Raw genomic sequence first — 15,901 nt, 5'->3', positions numbered from 1 at the left:
TCACGCCCGCTCCCGCAGCACCAGAACCGCCACCGCGGCCACCGCGGCCAGCAGCGCCGACACGATGATCGCGACGTTCGCGCCGTGCGCCGGTCCGCCGCTGGAGGTGACCAGGGCGATCGTGAGGGCGACCCCGGCGCACGAGCCGATGTAGCGGAAGGTCTGCTGGGCGCCCGAGCCCATCGCCGCGCGGGTCGCGGGCACGGACTCGACGGCCAGCAGCGGCAGCGCGGCGTTCAGCAGGCCGCTGCCCACCCCGGAGAGCACGAACCCCGGGAGCAGCCGGAGCCAGGAGCCGGAGCCGATGGCGCCGAGCATCGTCAGGACGCCGACGGCGTGCAGCGCGAATCCGAGGGCCAGCTGATGGCGGTGCGAGACGCGGCCGGCGAGGCGGCGGGCCTGGAGGGCGACCGTGAAGGCGAGCCCCGACCACAGCAGGAACAGCCACGCGGTGTCCATGGCGGACATCCCGAGCGTCCGCTGGAGCAGCGCCGGCAGGAAGCTGAACAGGCCGATCACCGCGAGCCCCGTGAAGAGCCCGCCCGCCGACGAGGCGAGGAAGCGGCGGTGCCTGAGCAGACCCAGATCGATCATGGGCGTCGCGCTGCGGCGCTCGACGGCGACGAAGGCGGCCAGCAGCAGGCCCACCGGCGCGCGCAGCCAGCCGTCGCGGCCGAGTGTCAGCGCGGCCACCAGCGACACCAGGGCGAGGCCGAAGGTCAGCGCCCCCGCGAGGTCGGGCCGGCCGCCGCGCGGTGCGCGGGACTCGGTCAGGGCGCGGGTTCCCAGGAGGGCGACGAGCAGGGCCGCGGCGCCCAGGACGGCGTACGCCAGCCGCCAGTTCCAGCCGGCGATCGCGCCCGCGAGGAGGGGGCCCGCCGCGATGCCGCCGCTGACGAAGGCGCCCCAGACGCCCGTCGCGCGCAGCCGCCCGCGCGGGGTCGGGAAGGCGTGCACGATCAGCCCCAGGCTGCTCGCGAGGATCGCGGCGCTCGCCGCTCCCTGCGCGACGCGGGTCAGGGTGAACAGCCAGGTGGAGCCGGCGAGCGCGCCGAGCGCGGTGGTGAGACCGAGGGCGACGGTGCCGGCCAGGAAGATCCGGCGGCGGCCGTAGTCGTCGGCGAGGCTGCCCGCGACCAGGAGCAACGCGGCCAGGCCCAGCGGGGTGCCGTTGAGCAGCCAGGCCTGGGCGGAGACGGAGGTGTGCAGGGCGGCCGCGGTGTCGGGGAGCGTGACCATGGGGGCCGTGTACGTCATCAGGGCCACGGCGGTTGCGGCGCTGGTGAGGGCGAGGGTCGGGGTGGTGCGCGGAGCGTCGTGCGCCACGGGGGCCTGAGGTGTCCCGGCCGTGTGCGCGGGCCGCGTCCTGGTGTCGGGCCGGTTCAGCGGGGTCATGAGGTGCCTTCGCCTCCCTGGTCAGTTCGGTCATTGAACCTTCTCGTGGCGTCCACCGTAACACCTAGGTTCGGTCAATGAACCAACGTGTCGGAAAGTGGCTACAGTGGGGGCATGGCACTGGGCAAGGACTACGCGACGCAGGAGTGCTCGATCGCCCGCGCGCTGGAGATCGTCGGCGAGCGCTGGACGCTGCTCGTCATCCGCGACGCGCTCTACGGCGTACGGCGCTACAACGACTTCCTCGTGCACCTCGGCATCCCGCGCGCCGTGCTCGCGGCCCGGCTCCAGGCGCTCACCGCCGAGGGCATCCTCGACAAGCGCCGCTACCAGCAGTCGCCGCCGCGGGACGAGTACGTCCTGACCGACCGCGGTATCGGCCTGTGGCCCACCCTGCGCTCGCTCGGCCTGTGGGGCCGCGAACACTTCACCGAGAGCCGCCTGCGCTACTTCCGCCACGCGGCCTGCGGCACGGAACTGGGCCCGTACGGCGAATGCCCCGCCTGCGCCCTGATCGTGCCCGTCCCGGACGTCGAGATGACCCCGGGCCCAGGACTCGACCGGAACCCGGCCGATCCGGTCAGCCGCGCCCTGCTCGCGCCGAGGCGGCTGCTGGAGCCGATCGACACGGACCGCGGCCCGGACGGTGTGGCGCACACCGCGTCCGATTCCGGGCGGTCGGCGGAGAATCATCCTGTATAACGAACGCAGGAAGACGCGTACCTCGTACGAGAGCGCGCACCACGTACGAGAGGAGGAGCGGCCGATGATCCGGAGCTGGGCCGACGCCCGCCCCGCCGCCGTACTGCTGCTTCTGCTCCTCGAGGTGGCGCTGCTCGACACCGGCAGCCTCACCGCCACCGTCGCGTTCGCCGCGACGGCCGCGGCCGGGTCCGCCTTCGTCGCCTGCTCCCTGATCGTGGCGCGCTGCGCGCCGGCCGTGCCGCCCACCCGGGTCCGTACGACCATCCGCGACCGCGACCGCCGTACGGCCTTCCTGCCGCAGCGCGATCCCGACGCCAGCGGACGGCCGCGCCCCCGAGCACCCGGACACGCCCTCCAGGCGACCGCGTAGGCACTCCTTCCTTTCCACCCCTGCGACCGACCGGCCGCCCGGGTGGCTCTCCACTCCCGTTGACGCACCCCGAGATGTCCGGTGACGCGCGCCGAGTGGTCCTTCCTCACGGGTGACCCGCGCGGGTCGTCATGCCGCATTCCGTACTCCCGGCACGACGAGACCCCCGGAGGGCTCACGCATGTCCACGTTCATGTCCCTTTTCGCGCACCTGGTCGAGCACCTCGCCGACCTGCTCCAGCCGCTCTTCCACGCCTCGGCCGCCGCCGCGGCGATCATCCTGTTCACCGCGCTCGTACGACTGCTCGTGCACCCCCTGTCACGGGCGGCGGCGCGCGGACAGCGGGCCCAGGCTGCGCTTCGGCCGCGGATCGCCGAACTGAAGAAGGAGCACGGCAAGGACCGCGAGAAGTTCCAGAAGGCGCTGATGGAACTGCACGCCGAGGAGAAGGTGTCGCCGCTCTCCGGATGCCTGCCCAGCCTGCTCCAGATGCCGGCCTTCTTCCTCCTCTACCACCTGTTCTCCAGCTCGAAGATCGGCGGCGAGGCCAACACCCTGCTCGGGCACAAGCTGTTCGGGGCACAGCTCGGGGGTCGGTGGACGGGCGCGCTCGGCGACGGCGGCCTGTTCGGGCCGGCCGGGCTCGTCTACCTGGGCCTCTTCGCCGTCGTCACGGCCGTGGCCTGCTTCAACTACGTCCGTACGAAGCGGACCGCCGTCGTCGCACCGATGCCGGAGGAGGGCCGGAGCGAGCAGGCGGCGGCTCTCGCCTCGGTCGCCAAGCTCATGCCGTTCATGTCGTTCTTCACCCTGTTCACCGTGGCCGTGGTCCCGCTGGCGGCCGCGCTGTACGTGGTGACCAGCGCGACCTGGAGCGCGGTGGAGCGGGCGGTCCTCTACCGGGACATGCCCGGGGTCACCGCCCCCGTGGCCGCGGCGCTCGTCTGACGGCGCCCCTCCGGGCCGGTCCAGTCCCTGAACGGGGTCTTGCGGACCGGACGGCGAGCTTGGAGGATCGCACGGTCCTCCGGCGGCCGCACCCGCCGGTCGACGGCCCGCGACCGAGGGAGATGGTGACCATGAAGCTGCTGCGCGTCGGCACGGCCGGATCGGAGCGGCCCGCGCTGCTCGACACCGAGGGGACCCTGCGGGACCTGTCGGACCTGGTGTCCGACATCGACGGGGCACTCCTCGCCGACGACGCCGCGCTTGGCCGGATCCGGTCCGCCGCCGCGGCCGGTGAGCTGCCGGTGCTGGATGCGGAGGGACTGCGCGTCGGACCGCCGGTGGCCCGGATCGGCAAGGTCGTGTGCATCGGGCTGAACTACCACGACCACGCCAAGGAGACCGGGGCCGAGCCGCCCGCCGAGCCGGTGATCTTCTTCAAGGCCGCGGACACCGTGGTCGGGCCCGACGACACGGTGCTCGTGCCGCGCGGGTCGGTGAAGACCGACTGGGAGGTCGAGCTGGCCGTCGTCATCGGCCGGACCGCCCGCTATCTGGAGTCGGGGGAGGAGGCGCTCGCGCATGTCGCCGGGTACGCGGTGGCGCACGACGTCTCCGAGCGCGCGTTCCAGATCGAGCGCGGCGGCACCTGGGACAAGGGCAAGAACTGCGAGACGTTCAACCCGCTGGGGCCGTGGCTGGTGACGGCGGACGAGGTGCCCGACCCGCAGGCGCTGTCCCTGCGGCTCTGGGTGAACGGTGAGCTCAAGCAGGACGGTACGACGGCGGAGCAGATCTTTCCGGTCGCGGAGGTCGTCCGGTACGTGAGCCGGTTCATGACCCTGTACCCGGGGGACGTCATCAACACCGGCACGCCCGCCGGGGTGGCCCTCGGGCGGCCCGAGCCGAAGCCGTACCTGCGGGCGGGGGATGTCGTGGAGCTGGAGATCGAGGGGCTGGGGCGGCAGCGGCAGGTGCTCGCCAACGCGTGAGCGCTCCGCTTCGTTCGCGGTGGGGTTCGCTCCGGTCGGGGTGCGTTTTCGGCCGCGGGGGCGTCGTGGTCGCTCGCGCCGTTCCTCGCGCCCCTATCGGGGCTTGACGCCGGTGGGTCCCTGCGGGTGCGTCGGGGCCGGGCGCGCAGTTCCCCGCGCCCCTGGCGGGCGCGGGGAACCGGGGGGCTAGGCGGTCAGGAATTTATCCAGGGCTTCTACGACCATCTTGTGGTCCTCCAGCTGGGGGAGGCCCGAGACCACCACGGTGCCGATGACGCCCGTGTCCGTCACGGTGATCGGGAAGGCGCCCCCGTGGGCCGCGTAGGTGTCGGGGTCGAGGCGCGAGGAGTCCTCGAACGTCGTGCCCTTGGCGCGGAAGCGCGAGCCGACCAGCAGCGACGAGCAGCCGTACCGCTCGACGACGCGGCGCTTGCGGTCGATCCAGGCGTCGTTGTCCGGGGTGGAACCCGGCAGCGCCGCGTGGAACAGCTGCTGGCCGCCGCGGCGGATGTCGATGGCCACCGGTGCCTCGCGCTCACGGGCGAGCTCGACCAGGAGGCCGCCGAGGACCCAGGCGTCGTCGTGGGTGAACCGCGGGAGCGTCAGCCGGCGCTCCTGCTCCTCCAGCTCGGCGATCTCCGGGGCGACGGGCGCGTTCACAGGGACACCACCACGGACTCGCGGGCGGAGCGGCGGGCCGCCTCCAGGACGTCGAGGGCGGCGGCGGCCTCGTGGGCGGTGACCGGGTTCGGGGCGCCGTCACGGATCGCGGCGGCGACGGCCGCGTAGTACGCGGGGTACGCGCCCGGGACCGTCGGCTCGGGACGGCCGCCACCGGTCAGCGGGGACTCGCCGGAACCGACGCGGCCCCACAGGGCCTCCGGCTCGACGCCCCACGCGGCACCGGCGCCGGGGCGCCTGCCCTCGCGCAGCTCGGCCTCCTGCGGGTCGAGGCCGTACTTGACGTAGCCCGCCTGCGAGCCGAGGACACGGAAGCGCGGGCCGAGCTGGGCGGTCGTCGCGGAGACGTAGAGGTGGGAGCGGACCCCGTTCTCGTGCGTGATCGCGATGAACGTGTCGTCGTCGGTCAGCGCGCCCGGACGGCGGACGTCCGACTCCGCGTACACCGAGGCGGCGGGGCCGAAGAGGACGAGCGCCTGGTCGACGAGGTGGCTGCCGAGGTCGTAGAGCAGGCCGCCGATCTCCGCCGGGTCGCCGGACTCGCGCCAGCCGCCCTTCGGCTGCGGGCGCCAGCGCTCGAAACGGGACTCGAAGCGCCAGATGTCGCCCAGCTCGCCGTCGGCGAACAGCTTGCGCAGGGTCAGGAAATCGTTGTCCCAGCGGCGGTTCTGGAAGACGGAGAGCAGCAGACCGCGCTCGTCGGCCAGGGCCGCGAGCTCGCGCGCCTCCGCCGCCGTGCCGGCGATCGGCTTGTCCACGACCACGGGGAGGCCGGCCTTCAGGGCGGCGGTCGCGATCGGGACGTGGGTCTTGTTCGGGGACGCGATGACGACCAGGTCGAGGTCGTCGGCGCGTTCCAGCAGGTCCTCGGGCGTGGCGGCGAACCGGAGTCCGTCGCCGAACTCGGCGCGAGCCTGCGCCTCGCGCTCCGGGTTCGAGGTGACGACCGTGTCGAGGGCGAGGCCCTCGGTCGTGGCGACCAGCGGGGCGTGGAAGACGGAACCCGCGAGGCCGTAGCCGACGAGACCCACGCGAAGGGGCGTACCAGTAGCAGTCATGCCTGTCATGCGTCCTACTTTCGCAACGCTGTTGCCAAAGTGCAAGCGCGGGAGACAATGGGGGCGTGAACAGGATCAGTGCGGGTGGGGCCGGGACGCAGGAGACCCCCGGGAATCCAGGTGTACCCCGGAGCTCGGGCGACCGCGCGGAACGGGGCGGGGGCGGAACGGGAGGTTGGGGTGGTGCCGGTGCTCCGGGGCGGCACGGTGACGCCGGGGCGGGTTCCCGGGCGAGCTCCGGGGTGGGGTCCGGGGTGGGGTCCGGGGTGGCGGGGGTGAATCTGCCGGCCCTGCGCAGTCACAACGCCGCGCTGGTGCTCGATCTACTGCGCACGGCGGGGGCCTCCGGCATCAGCCGCCTGGAACTCGCCGAGCGGACCGGTCTGACCCCGCAGGCGGTCAGCAAGATCACCGCTCGGCTCAGGGCGGACGGCCTCGCGACGGAGGCGGGGCGGCTCGCGTCCACGGGCGGCAAACCCCGTACGGTGCTGCGGCTGGTGCCCGAGGCGGGGCACGCGGTCGGGCTGCATCTCGACCGGGACGAGCTGACCGCGGTGCTGTGCGATCTCACCGGGGCCGTGGTGGCCGAGCGGCGCGCCCCGCTGGATCTGGGGGCCGGCGCCGACGCGGTGGTCGAGGGGGCGGCCGGGGAGGTCTCGGCCCTGCTCGGCGGGGTGTCACCGCTGGGCGTGGGGGTGGCGCTGCCGGGGCCGCTCGATCACACGCTGGGGGTGCTGCACCGGGTGACGGGCTTTCCCGAGTGGGACGGGTTCGCGCTCAGGGACGCGCTGGCCGGGCGGCTCGGGCTGCCGGTGGTCGTGGACAAGGACACCAACGCGGCGGCGCTCGGGGTCGCGGTGGGGACCGGCGCCGGGCCCGGTTCCGGCGTCGCGGGCGGCGGGTCGTTCGCGTATCTGCATCTCGGTACGGGACTGGGCGCGGGCCTGGTGATCGGTGGGGCCGTGCACCGGGGGGCCAGGACCGGGGCCGGGGAGTTCGGGCACCAGGTCATCCAGCTGGACGGGCCGCTGTGCGAGTGCGGGAACCGCGGGTGCATCGAGGTGCTGTGCCTGGACGCGGTGGGCCGGGGGGCCGTGGCGGAGGCGGCCCGGGTGCTCGGCGCCGGGGCGGCGAACCTGGTGGGGCTGCTCGACATCGACCTCGTCCTGCTGGGCGGGCGCACGGTCGCCGCTCACGAAGAGGTCTTCCTCCGGGGCGTCGGGGCGGTCATGGAGGAACGGGCCCTGCGCGAGGGGGGCGGCGCGTCGGTGCCGGTCCGGCCGGCTCCCGGCGGAGCACGGGGAGTGGCCGAGGGCGCGGCCCAGCTCCTGCTGGCCCCGCTGTTCGGACGGGGGGACGGCTGAGGGGACCGCTGCTTCCGGGGGAGCCCACTCGGTCCGCGAGACTCGGCCCGCGGCGCTCGGCCCGCGGCGCTCGGCCCGCGGCGCTCGGCGCTCGGCGCTCGGCGCTCGGCCCGCGGCGCTCGGCCCGCGGCGCTCGGCCCGCGGCGCTCGGTCCGCGAGGCCCGCCCGTGACGCCCAGCTTGGGGCGCTCGGTCCCGTAGCGGCACCCCTCCCGTGTCGGCGGTGCCGCCGGATGGTGGGAAAACCGGGGCCGAACGGGGGTGACTTCCCATGTGGCGGTCGGACGGGCGGGGTGGGGCATGGCACGGTCACGGGGCCATTGCCCGGCACCGACTGACGCTTTCGGTCCTCCCGATCCCCGCCCTCTCCCGATCGGCCAAAGGCTCCTCATGCGACTGCGTACGTCTCATCCGCTCGCTCCGACCGCCCTCGCCCCGACCGCGCTGGCGCTGTGCGTGACGTTCACGTCGGCGCCGGCGCAGGCGCTGGACACCCGCCCGGACTGTGTCTCCTCCGACACCCACGACTTCCCGATCAAGACCCGGGTCCACGGCGGCCCCGACACCTACCGGGCGGGCGGCGACTTCGGGACCTGGTACATCGACCTCACCAACACCAGTGCCCACCCCTGCGGCGCGATCCACCCGGTCGTCGTCCTCGTGGACGAGAAGCGGACCCTGCGGCCGGAGCAGGCGCGGCTGGAGTTCTACGACGGGGAGCGGGCCCACGCGGTGCGGTTCGAGCGGAGCGACGAGGCCGAGAACGTGGGACCGTTCGACGACGGCTTCCCCGGCTTCACCGTGGCCCCCGGCCGCACCCTGACGGTGAAGGTGCGGCTCTCCCTGGCCCCCGGCGCGACCGCCCCGAACTCCGTCGTCGTGAACGCCGCCGTGGTGCAGAAGCACGACGACGACGGCGAGTGGGTGGGGGAGTCCAACGCCTACCGCTTCCGGATCGAGGGCACCGCCGGGGACGAGGACGCGGGGACGGGCACGGAGCCCGGCACCGACGAGGAGCAGGACGGCACCGCGGACGCCGGGACCGACACCGGCGCCCGTACGGGCACGGACAGCGGGACCGGCACCGGGAGCGCCACCACGGCGCCGTCCCCCGACCAGCTGGCCATGACCGGCCCCGGCGGCCCGAACCGGCCCGCCCTGGCCGCGCTGGCGCTCGTGCTCGTCGCCTTCGGAGCCGGACTCCTCGCCCTGGCTCGCCGGATCCGCCCGCGCCGCCGCTGACACCCCGGAGTCCGGGACCCCGGCCGTGGGACCCGGCCGGGCCCGGCCCGGCCGCGGTCGAGGTGCCCTGACTAGGCTGAGCGCGTCGGCACGGAGTCGTTCCGGCAGCCCCGGGTTCGCGTGCGTCCGTACGCCAGGACGGCTAGGAGACCAGCACATGTCAGAGCGCAAGCCGATCGATTCGTGGCTCACCGACATGGACGGTGTCCTCATCCACGAAGGCGTGCCGATCCCCGGCGCCGACGCCTTCGTCAAGAAGCTGCGGGAGTCGGGGAAGCCGTTCCTGGTTCTGACGAACAACTCCATCTACACGGCCCGCGACCTGCACGCCAGGCTCAAGCGCATGGGCCTCGACGTCCCGGTCGAGAACATCTGGACCTCCGCGCTGGCCACCGCCAAGTTCCTGGACGACCAGCGGCCGGGCGGCACGGCGTACGTCATCGGCGAGGCGGGCCTGACCACCGCGCTGCACGACATCGGGTACGTCCTGACCGACCACGAACCGGACTACGTGGTCCTCGGCGAGACCCGTACCTACTCCTTCGAGGCCATGACCAAGGCCGTCCGGCTGATCAAGGGCGGCGCCCGGTTCATCGCCACCAACCCGGACGAGACGGGCCCGTCCACCGAGGGCCCGCTGCCGGCCACCGGGGCGGTCGCCGCGCTGATCACCAAGGCCACCGGCAAGCAGCCGTACTTCGCGGGCAAGCCGAACCCGCTGATGATGCGGACCGGCCTGAACGCCATCGGCGCGCACTCCGAGTCCAGCGCCATGATCGGCGACCGCATGGACACCGACGTCCTGGCCGGTCTGGAGGCGGGGATGCAGACCTTCCTCGTCCTGACCGGGCTGACCACGCCGGAGGAGATCGAGCGCTACCCGTACCGGCCGTCGAAGATCGTCGACTCGATCGCGGACCTGGTCGACCGCGTCTGATCACCCGGAGGGTGGGGCAGGTGGGCCCGTCGGGCGCCCTGTGGGCACGCGGACCGGGCGCCCGCCCGAGCCGGGCCGGTTCCAAACCCGCCGCGGCGCGCAGGGACCCGTACGGAGCAACGGCGGCCCGCTGAAGATGCGGGCCGCCGTCCCGAGGGGGAGTCTCCAGTTGTCTGGAGGTTTCACGATGCGCTCAATGCGGCTCACTCTCTGCGCCGGGGCGGTGGTCGCGGCCGCGTTCACGCCCGCCGCGTACGCGGCCGAGGCGGGACCTGCCGGTGTCTCCGTGAACCCGGTGTTCCCGGCGGCGGGCAGCGACGTCAGGCTGCGGGCCATGGGCTGCGCGGGGCGGACGGGCACCGCCGCGTCGGACGCCTTCGTCTCGGACGCGCGGCTGACCGGTCCGGGCGGGGGCGGGCTCGTCGGTGACACCCGTGTGCGGACCGCGCTGCCACCGGGCCGCTACGGCATCCAGGTCGACTGCGACGGCCACCGCGACCGGGTGGCGGGCACGCTCACCGTCCCGGCACCGGACTCCTCCCCGAGCGTCTCCGCGCCCGCCTCGCCGGTCGCGCCCGTGAACGCGGGCGGCGGTGGAACCGCCCGGCTCGCCGCCGCGGACGGCGCGCACGCGGCCGGACCCGGCATCAAGCAGGCCGTGGTCGGTCTGGTCCTCGCGAGCGTGGCCGCGATCGCCGTGGTGGTCCGCGGCACGCGCCGGGGCGACGACGGCCGCGACTGAGATGGCCGAACCGGAGCGTTCGCCCGGCGTCGGCCGGCTGCTGACGGGTGTGGCCTGGCTGGTGCTGCTGCTCGGACTGTGGCTGTGGGGCCGCGAGGTGACGGATCTGCCGCTGGGGACGTCGTCGCCCACGACGGGGGACATCGCGGCCGTCGGACGGCCGCCCGAGGTGCGGCTGCCGCCCGCGCTCAAGCCCCTGGGCGCCGCCCGGCCGCAGCGCGTCGACATCCCCTCGATGGGCGTGCAGGCCCCCGTCGTGGCGCGCGGGCTCGACGGGCGCGGCGCGATCGACCCGCCGCCGTTCGACCAGCCGGGTGTGGTCGGCTGGTACGCCTCGGGGGCGAAGCCGGGGGCGGCGGGGACGGCGCTGATGGTCGGCCACGTCGACACCGAGACCCGGCCCGCGGTGTTCTACCGGCTCAGCACCGTCAAGCCCGGCGACACCGTCCGGATCATGCGCGACGACGGGACGGTCGCCGAGTTCACCGTGGACGACGTGCAGGTGCTGCCGCGCGACCATTTCGACGCCCGGCGGGCGTACGGGGTGGACCGGCCGGGGCGGGCCGAGCTGCGGCTCATCACCTGCGGCGGGACCTTCGACCACACCACCGGCGGCTACACGGCGAACGTGGTCGTCTCGGCGTATCTCACGGGGAGCGGTCTGTGAGGCGCCGAGGGTTCGCGAGGGTGCGGGTGGAGCACGCCCGGTAACCGGTACCGGGCCCGGCCGGCGGCCGGGTCTCCCGAAGCCGCCGGCCGGGCCGGCCCTCGACCGCGGGCGCACGGGTCGCGGGAGTGACCCGGCGCCGGCGCGGGAGGTCCTCGGCCCGTCCACCGGAGTGACGCGTTCGGGCCCTGAGCAGACAACTGGCCTGTAATGGAGGCCACTTGAGCCCACCCTAGAACGGGTGAGCGCCACGGTTCCTAGACTGTTTGACGCCAAGTCCGCGCCGGGCGGTCCCGGCCCCCGTGAGTGGCGCCGGTCCCGGCGGGAGCGGGGGCGGGCTCCGGTCCGAGCCGCCTCCGGGCATGACGAAAGGCCCCCTCGTTCTCACGAGAAGGCCTTCCGGTCTGTGCGCCGCCAGGGACTCGAACCCCGGACCCGCTGATTAAGAGTCAGCTGCTCTAACCAACTGAGCTAGCGGCGCCTGCTGACAGGGAAAACTCTACCCGACCCTCGGGGGTGCTCCCGACCGGGCGGGCGACTCCGGGGCGGGTGAGGGCGGCCCTGTACATCATTCGGACCGTCAACGTGCGGCCCCGGATGACAGTTGAGAAACTGACGAATGTGCAGAATTGCGGACATTTCCATCCTGAGCGTGAGGGGCATCACATGAAGACTCCGGTCTTCGAGGAAGTCGATCCCGCGAGTGACTGCGATTGCCCCGGATGCGTCCACTGGGCGCGTGTCCTGCCCATTTCCTCGCGGCTCGGGCCGTCCGGACCTCTGGGGCACCCGGCGGCCCGCGCCCATGTGCTCGCGCGCGCGGGCGCGGCGCGAGCCCCCCTGACGCTGGCCTTTGCCGCGGCGGCGGGAAGCGTGCTCGGCGCCGTGCCGGCGGTCGCCGCCGTGCACGGACCCCTCCGGCCCGGCATTCCCCCGGCCGGCGGACAGCAGGACACCCCTCAGGGGCACCGGTCTCCGCTGCACGGACCCGCGGGGAAACCGGCGCTGCCCGTCAGGCCGGGCAAGGCGGTCCGGGCCACCGTCACCACCCGGTCCGCGATCCTCAGCCGGGCCATGACCTGGATCGACGCGCAGGTGCCGTACAGCATGGACGACTACTGGCGGGACGGGTACCGGCAGGACTGCTCCGGCTTCGTCTCGATGGCCTGGAACCTGCCCGGCAACGAATGGACCGGAAGCCTCGACAGCTTCGGGGTGCGGATCAGCCGGGACCGGCTCCAACCGGGCGACATCCTGCTCTTCCACAACCCCGACAACCCCGAGAAGGGCTCGCACGTCGTCATCTTCGGCGGCTGGACGGACTACACGCACACGCAGTACGTCGCCTACGAACAGGCTCCGCCGCACGCCAGGAAGCAGTCCACCCCGTACGCGTACTGGACGAACTCGGACCGCTACGTGCCCTATCGCTACCGGGGGATCACGGAGGGCTCGGGCGGTTCGCCGCCGTCCGCCACGACCCGCTATCCGGGTGCCGCGTACTTCGGGACCGGCGCCGACAACCCGTACGTCACCCAGCTCGGCCGACTCCTGGTGGACCGGGGCGGCCGCCGTTTCTACACCAGGGGACCCGGGCCGCGCTGGTCGGCCGCGGACCGGCGGGCCACCGAGGCGTTCCAGCGGGCGCAGGGCTGGAAGGGCGCCGGGGCGGACGGCCTGCCGGGGCCGAAGACCTGGGCGTACCTGGTCGGCAAGAAGGGCAGGAACATTCCCGCCGTGACCGCGGGACCGGGTTCCTCGCACGCCGTGCCCGGCTATCCGGGGCGCGCGGTGTTCCGGCCGGGAGCGAACGACGCCCAGGTGACCCGGCTGGGAAAGCAGCTGGTCGAAAAGGGGTTCGGCACGTACTACACCTCAGGCCCGGGGCCGCGCTGGGGCGAGGCGGACCGGCGCAACGTCGAGGCGTTCCAGCGGGCCCAGGGCTGGCGCGGCGGGGCGGCGGACGGCTATCCGGGACCGGAGACCTGGCGGCGGCTCTTCTCCTGAGCGCCGGCTCTTCTCCTGAGCGGAGCGGCCGGGCTCCCCACGGCTCGTGAACACACTTCCAGGCGCGGAGGCATGGAGGCAGCTATGAGTACGACGACGTCAGACACCCCGGAGTCCGAGGGAGCACCCCCGGCGGACCTCCGGGCCGACCCGGCGGCCGAGTGCGGGGGCGGTCACCGGTCCGCCCGGCTCATCCACAACGAGGTCACCACCGAGATCCCCGTCCATCTGCTCTTCCGTGACGACCCCGACCCGGTGTCCGTGCCGCTCGCGCCCGCCGTCGTGGGCCGCCGGCGCGGTACGGGGGAGCAGCCGAGGGTACGGCGGCCCGCGCCCGGCAGACCTCCGCGCCCGGTGCCGGAGGCCGATCCCGAGCTGGTCGAACGGGCGGCGCGGGTGCTGCCCGGCGTCGCGGGAGTGCTGGCCGGGGCCTGTGGTGTGGCCGGATGTGCTCTCACCACCTGGTGGGCGGGTCTGCTGCCGCCCTCCGTCCTGGCGGCGCTGGAGCTGCACGGGCGCGCGGGCGTGGGCCTCGGACCCGCGCAGTGGGCGGCGTACGCGGGAGCGGGCGCCCTCGGTCTGTTCGGCTTCGGCGGTCTCGCCCGCGGCCGGACCGGGCGGGCCTGGGTGCTCGGTCTGTTCGGGCGCTACCGCGGCACGGTCCGGCGCACCGGTCTGATGTGGGTCAACCCGCTGGTGCTGCGCCGCCGGGTCGATGTGCGGCTGCGGCACTGGCGCAGCGAGCCGATGTCGGTGGTCGACGCGAACGGGGTCGAGCTGCGGGTGGTCGTGCTCGTCGTGTGGCGCGTCAAGGACACCGCGCGGGCCACCCTCGCGGTCGACGACCACCGGACGTATCTGCGCGAATGCGTGGAGGCGGCCCTCTCCCGGGTGCTCTCCCAGCTGCCGGCCGAGCTGCCGCCGGCCGTCATCAGGGACCTGACCCTGCGCAACACGGACGCGGTCGGCGAGGCGCTGACCCGGATGGTGGCCGCGGACACGGCCCCGGTCGGCCTGGAGGTCTTCTCCGCGCAGCCGACCCGGATCGAGTACGCGCCGGAGATCGCGGCCGTGATGCAGCGCCGCCGGATCGCGGCCCTGGACGCGCAGCACCGCGACAGCGTGCTCGGCTCGGTCGTCGACTCGGTCGAGGACACGGTGACCCGGCTGACCCTGCGCGGGCTGGTCGAACTGGACGACTACGAACGCAAGGCACTGGTGAAGGACCTGACGGTGGCGTTCTGCACGGGACGCGGGGAGGTGTCCTAGTAGGTCCCGTCGACCCCGTCGACACGGTTGGCCCCGTAGACCTCGCCGACCTCGCCGACCTCGTGGATCGCGGACCGGGGCGGAGGCCGCCGGGCGGAACGGCCGGGTCGGCTATTGGTATGGACATGTTCAACTACCCGCAATAATCTGGCACTTGGTCTAGACCTGAACCTCGCGCGGGCGCCTCAGGGAACATCCCCCACGTCCTCCAGGAGCGGCAGCATGCGCACACGGACGAACCATCACCCCGCCGGCCGGTCCCGCACCGGCCGGAAAGCGAAGATGTACGCGGCGGCGCTGGGCCTCGCGACGGCGGGCACCTTCGTGCTCTCCACCGGCGGAGCCAGTGCCCACGGCTACACCGACCAGCCCCTCAGCCGGCAGAAGATGTGCGCCGCGAACGGCGGCGTCGTGGCCGACTGCGGTGACATCCAATGGGAGCCGCAGAGTGTCGAGGGCCTCAAGGGCTTCCCGGCGGCGGGTCCGGCCGACGGCAGCATCTGCTCCGCCGGACACGCCAACTTCAGCCAGCTCGACCAGCCGAGGACTCCGGCGGGCGCGGCCTGGCCGACGACCAAGGTCACCGCGGGCCAGACCTACACGTTCCGCTGGCAGTTCACCGCGATGCACGCGACGACCGACTTCAAGTACTTCATCACCAAGACCGGTTGGAACCAGAACCACGCGCTGACCCGCGCGGACCTGGAGACCACCCCGTTCCTGACGGTCCCCTACAACGGACAGCGCCCCCCGGCCACGCTCACGCACACCGGCACGCTGCCCGGCGGCAGGACCGGGCACCACGTCGTCCTCGGCGTGTGGACGGTCGCCGACACGACGAACGCCTTCTACTCCTGCGCGGACGTCACGTTCTAGGCCCGCGTTCCGGGGCCCCGGTTCGGGGGGGGCGAGTTCTGAGCCTTCCTTGAGGCGCCGGCGGCGCCGGGGCGGGTATGTTCCCCGCACGTCGGCATGACCATGCCGACGTGCGGGGAACAGTGTCGGACCACCGGGGGATCGTCATGAGTGTGTTCTTCTATGCCATACCCAGCCTGATCATCGTCGGGGTGCTCCTGATGGCGGCCGCCACGGTGCGCCGCGGGCTGGAACTGCGCAACGCCTGGAGCAGCGGACTGACCGCGGAGGCGCGCTGTCTGCGCTCGTACACGACGGTCGGCGGGGGAGGCAACGACACCTCCGTCACCACGACCCTGCACCATGTCTACGAGTTCACGACCCGCGACGGCCGCACGATCCGCTTCGAGGAGCGCCACGGCCCCGCGACCGTCGTCGAGGGAGACATCGTCCCCGCGTACTACACCGCCGGGCGCCCCGAGAAGGCCACGGCGCAGCCGCCGAGCCCGGGCAAGGCGGTCGCGGGCACCCTCGGCATGCTGGTGTTCTGCGGCGTGATGGTCAGCTTCTGCGTCGGCTTCATGATCACCTACCACCAGATGTCCTCCGGCATGGACGGGTTCTTCGGGGGTTAGCGCAGGAGGCTCCCCATCTGACGGAGCGTCAATTATC

At 73.5% G+C, this 15,901-nt stretch carries 16 protein-coding genes and 1 tRNA gene; 13 read left to right on the top strand and 4 right to left on the bottom strand.

What is annotated here, in order from left to right:
- On the bottom strand, nucleotides 1–1,395 hold the full coding sequence (locus ACZ4AA_RS03715; protein ID WP_467594616.1) for an MFS transporter: 1,395 nt from the start codon (nucleotides 1,393–1,395) through the stop codon (nucleotides 1–3).
- Between the two features lie 114 nt (nucleotides 1,396–1,509).
- On the opposite strand from ACZ4AA_RS03715, the gene ACZ4AA_RS03710 reads away from it, so the two are divergent.
- The 4 genes from ACZ4AA_RS03710 (at nucleotide 1,510) to ACZ4AA_RS03695 (ending at nucleotide 4,408) form a co-directional block, all read left to right on the top strand.
- A complete protein-coding gene (locus tag ACZ4AA_RS03710) occupies nucleotides 1,510–2,097 on the top strand; it encodes a winged helix-turn-helix transcriptional regulator (protein WP_467594615.1) in 588 nt (195 codons plus the stop codon).
- 64 nt (nucleotides 2,098–2,161) lie between these two features.
- Nucleotides 2,162–2,470 carry a DUF6412 domain-containing protein gene (locus ACZ4AA_RS03705; RefSeq protein ID WP_467594613.1) on the top strand — a complete coding sequence of 103 codons (309 nt, stop codon included), beginning with the start codon at nucleotides 2,162–2,164 and terminating at the stop codon, nucleotides 2,468–2,470.
- A gap of 193 nt (nucleotides 2,471–2,663) precedes the next feature.
- The gene (locus ACZ4AA_RS03700) at nucleotides 2,664–3,419 is read left to right on the top strand and encodes a YidC/Oxa1 family membrane protein insertase (RefSeq protein WP_467595141.1); all 756 of its coding nucleotides are present in this window, start codon (nucleotides 2,664–2,666) and stop codon (nucleotides 3,417–3,419) included.
- Between the two features lie 131 nt (nucleotides 3,420–3,550).
- The gene (locus ACZ4AA_RS03695; protein ID WP_467594611.1) at nucleotides 3,551–4,408 is read left to right on the top strand and encodes a fumarylacetoacetate hydrolase family protein; all 858 of its coding nucleotides are present in this window, start codon (nucleotides 3,551–3,553) and stop codon (nucleotides 4,406–4,408) included.
- A gap of 186 nt (nucleotides 4,409–4,594) precedes the next feature.
- Here the strand turns inward: ACZ4AA_RS03695 and ACZ4AA_RS03690 are convergent, their stop codons facing one another.
- The gene (locus ACZ4AA_RS03690; protein ID WP_467594608.1) at nucleotides 4,595–5,068 is read right to left on the bottom strand and encodes a heme-degrading domain-containing protein; all 474 of its coding nucleotides are present in this window, start codon (nucleotides 5,066–5,068) and stop codon (nucleotides 4,595–4,597) included.
- Nucleotides 5,065–6,156: a Gfo/Idh/MocA family oxidoreductase gene (locus ACZ4AA_RS03685; protein ID WP_467594603.1), complete on the bottom strand. Its 1,092-nt coding sequence runs from the start codon at nucleotides 6,154–6,156 to the stop codon at nucleotides 5,065–5,067. Before ACZ4AA_RS03685 ends, ACZ4AA_RS03690 begins: the two co-directional genes overlap by 4 nt.
- A gap of 257 nt (nucleotides 6,157–6,413) precedes the next feature.
- On the opposite strand from ACZ4AA_RS03685, the gene ACZ4AA_RS03680 reads away from it, so the two are divergent.
- The 5 genes from ACZ4AA_RS03680 to ACZ4AA_RS03660 all read left to right on the top strand — a co-directional run bounded on the left by ACZ4AA_RS03680 (nucleotide 6,414) and on the right by ACZ4AA_RS03660 (nucleotide 11,098).
- Complete coding sequence (locus ACZ4AA_RS03680; protein ID WP_467594599.1) at nucleotides 6,414–7,511, top strand: ROK family transcriptional regulator; 1,098 nt, start codon at nucleotides 6,414–6,416, stop codon at nucleotides 7,509–7,511.
- Between the two features lie 389 nt (nucleotides 7,512–7,900).
- On the top strand, nucleotides 7,901–8,752 hold the full coding sequence (locus ACZ4AA_RS03675; RefSeq protein ID WP_467594595.1) for a hypothetical protein: 852 nt from the start codon (nucleotides 7,901–7,903) through the stop codon (nucleotides 8,750–8,752).
- Between the two features lie 157 nt (nucleotides 8,753–8,909).
- Nucleotides 8,910–9,689 (top strand): HAD-IIA family hydrolase, encoded by a 780-nt coding sequence (locus ACZ4AA_RS03670; protein ID WP_467594591.1) that lies wholly within the window; start codon nucleotides 8,910–8,912, stop codon nucleotides 9,687–9,689.
- A 196-nt stretch (nucleotides 9,690–9,885) separates the two neighbouring features.
- Nucleotides 9,886–10,431, top strand: coding sequence for a hypothetical protein (locus tag ACZ4AA_RS03665; protein WP_467594588.1), 546 nt, complete (start codon nucleotides 9,886–9,888; stop codon nucleotides 10,429–10,431).
- Between the two features lies 1 nt (nucleotide 10,432).
- Complete coding sequence (locus ACZ4AA_RS03660; RefSeq protein ID WP_467594586.1) at nucleotides 10,433–11,098, top strand: class F sortase; 666 nt, start codon at nucleotides 10,433–10,435, stop codon at nucleotides 11,096–11,098.
- Nucleotides 11,099–11,505: 407 nt separating this feature from the next.
- Here ACZ4AA_RS03660 and ACZ4AA_RS03655 read toward each other — a convergent pair.
- Nucleotides 11,506–11,579: transfer RNA gene (locus ACZ4AA_RS03655), tRNA-Lys, on the bottom strand.
- Between the two features lie 185 nt (nucleotides 11,580–11,764).
- Between ACZ4AA_RS03655 and ACZ4AA_RS03650 the strand changes: the two genes are divergently transcribed.
- The 4 genes from ACZ4AA_RS03650 (at nucleotide 11,765) to ACZ4AA_RS03635 (ending at nucleotide 15,864) form a co-directional block, all read left to right on the top strand.
- Entirely contained in the window at nucleotides 11,765–13,105 is a 1,341-nt protein-coding gene (locus ACZ4AA_RS03650) for a peptidoglycan-binding protein (RefSeq protein ID WP_467594583.1), read from the top strand.
- A gap of 84 nt (nucleotides 13,106–13,189) precedes the next feature.
- Complete coding sequence (locus ACZ4AA_RS03645; RefSeq protein WP_467594580.1) at nucleotides 13,190–14,374, top strand: SPFH domain-containing protein; 1,185 nt, start codon at nucleotides 13,190–13,192, stop codon at nucleotides 14,372–14,374.
- A 222-nt stretch (nucleotides 14,375–14,596) separates the two neighbouring features.
- Nucleotides 14,597–15,250: a lytic polysaccharide monooxygenase auxiliary activity family 9 protein gene (locus ACZ4AA_RS03640; protein WP_467594578.1), complete on the top strand. Its 654-nt coding sequence runs from the start codon at nucleotides 14,597–14,599 to the stop codon at nucleotides 15,248–15,250.
- A 146-nt stretch (nucleotides 15,251–15,396) separates the two neighbouring features.
- Complete coding sequence (locus tag ACZ4AA_RS03635; protein ID WP_467594573.1) at nucleotides 15,397–15,864, top strand: DUF3592 domain-containing protein; 468 nt, start codon at nucleotides 15,397–15,399, stop codon at nucleotides 15,862–15,864.
- Nucleotides 15,865–15,901 lie beyond the last annotated feature (37 nt).

This window comes from Streptomyces sp. NPDC024698 (genome assembly GCF_055559015.1).
This window is presented reverse-complemented; position numbering and strand designations above follow the sequence as displayed.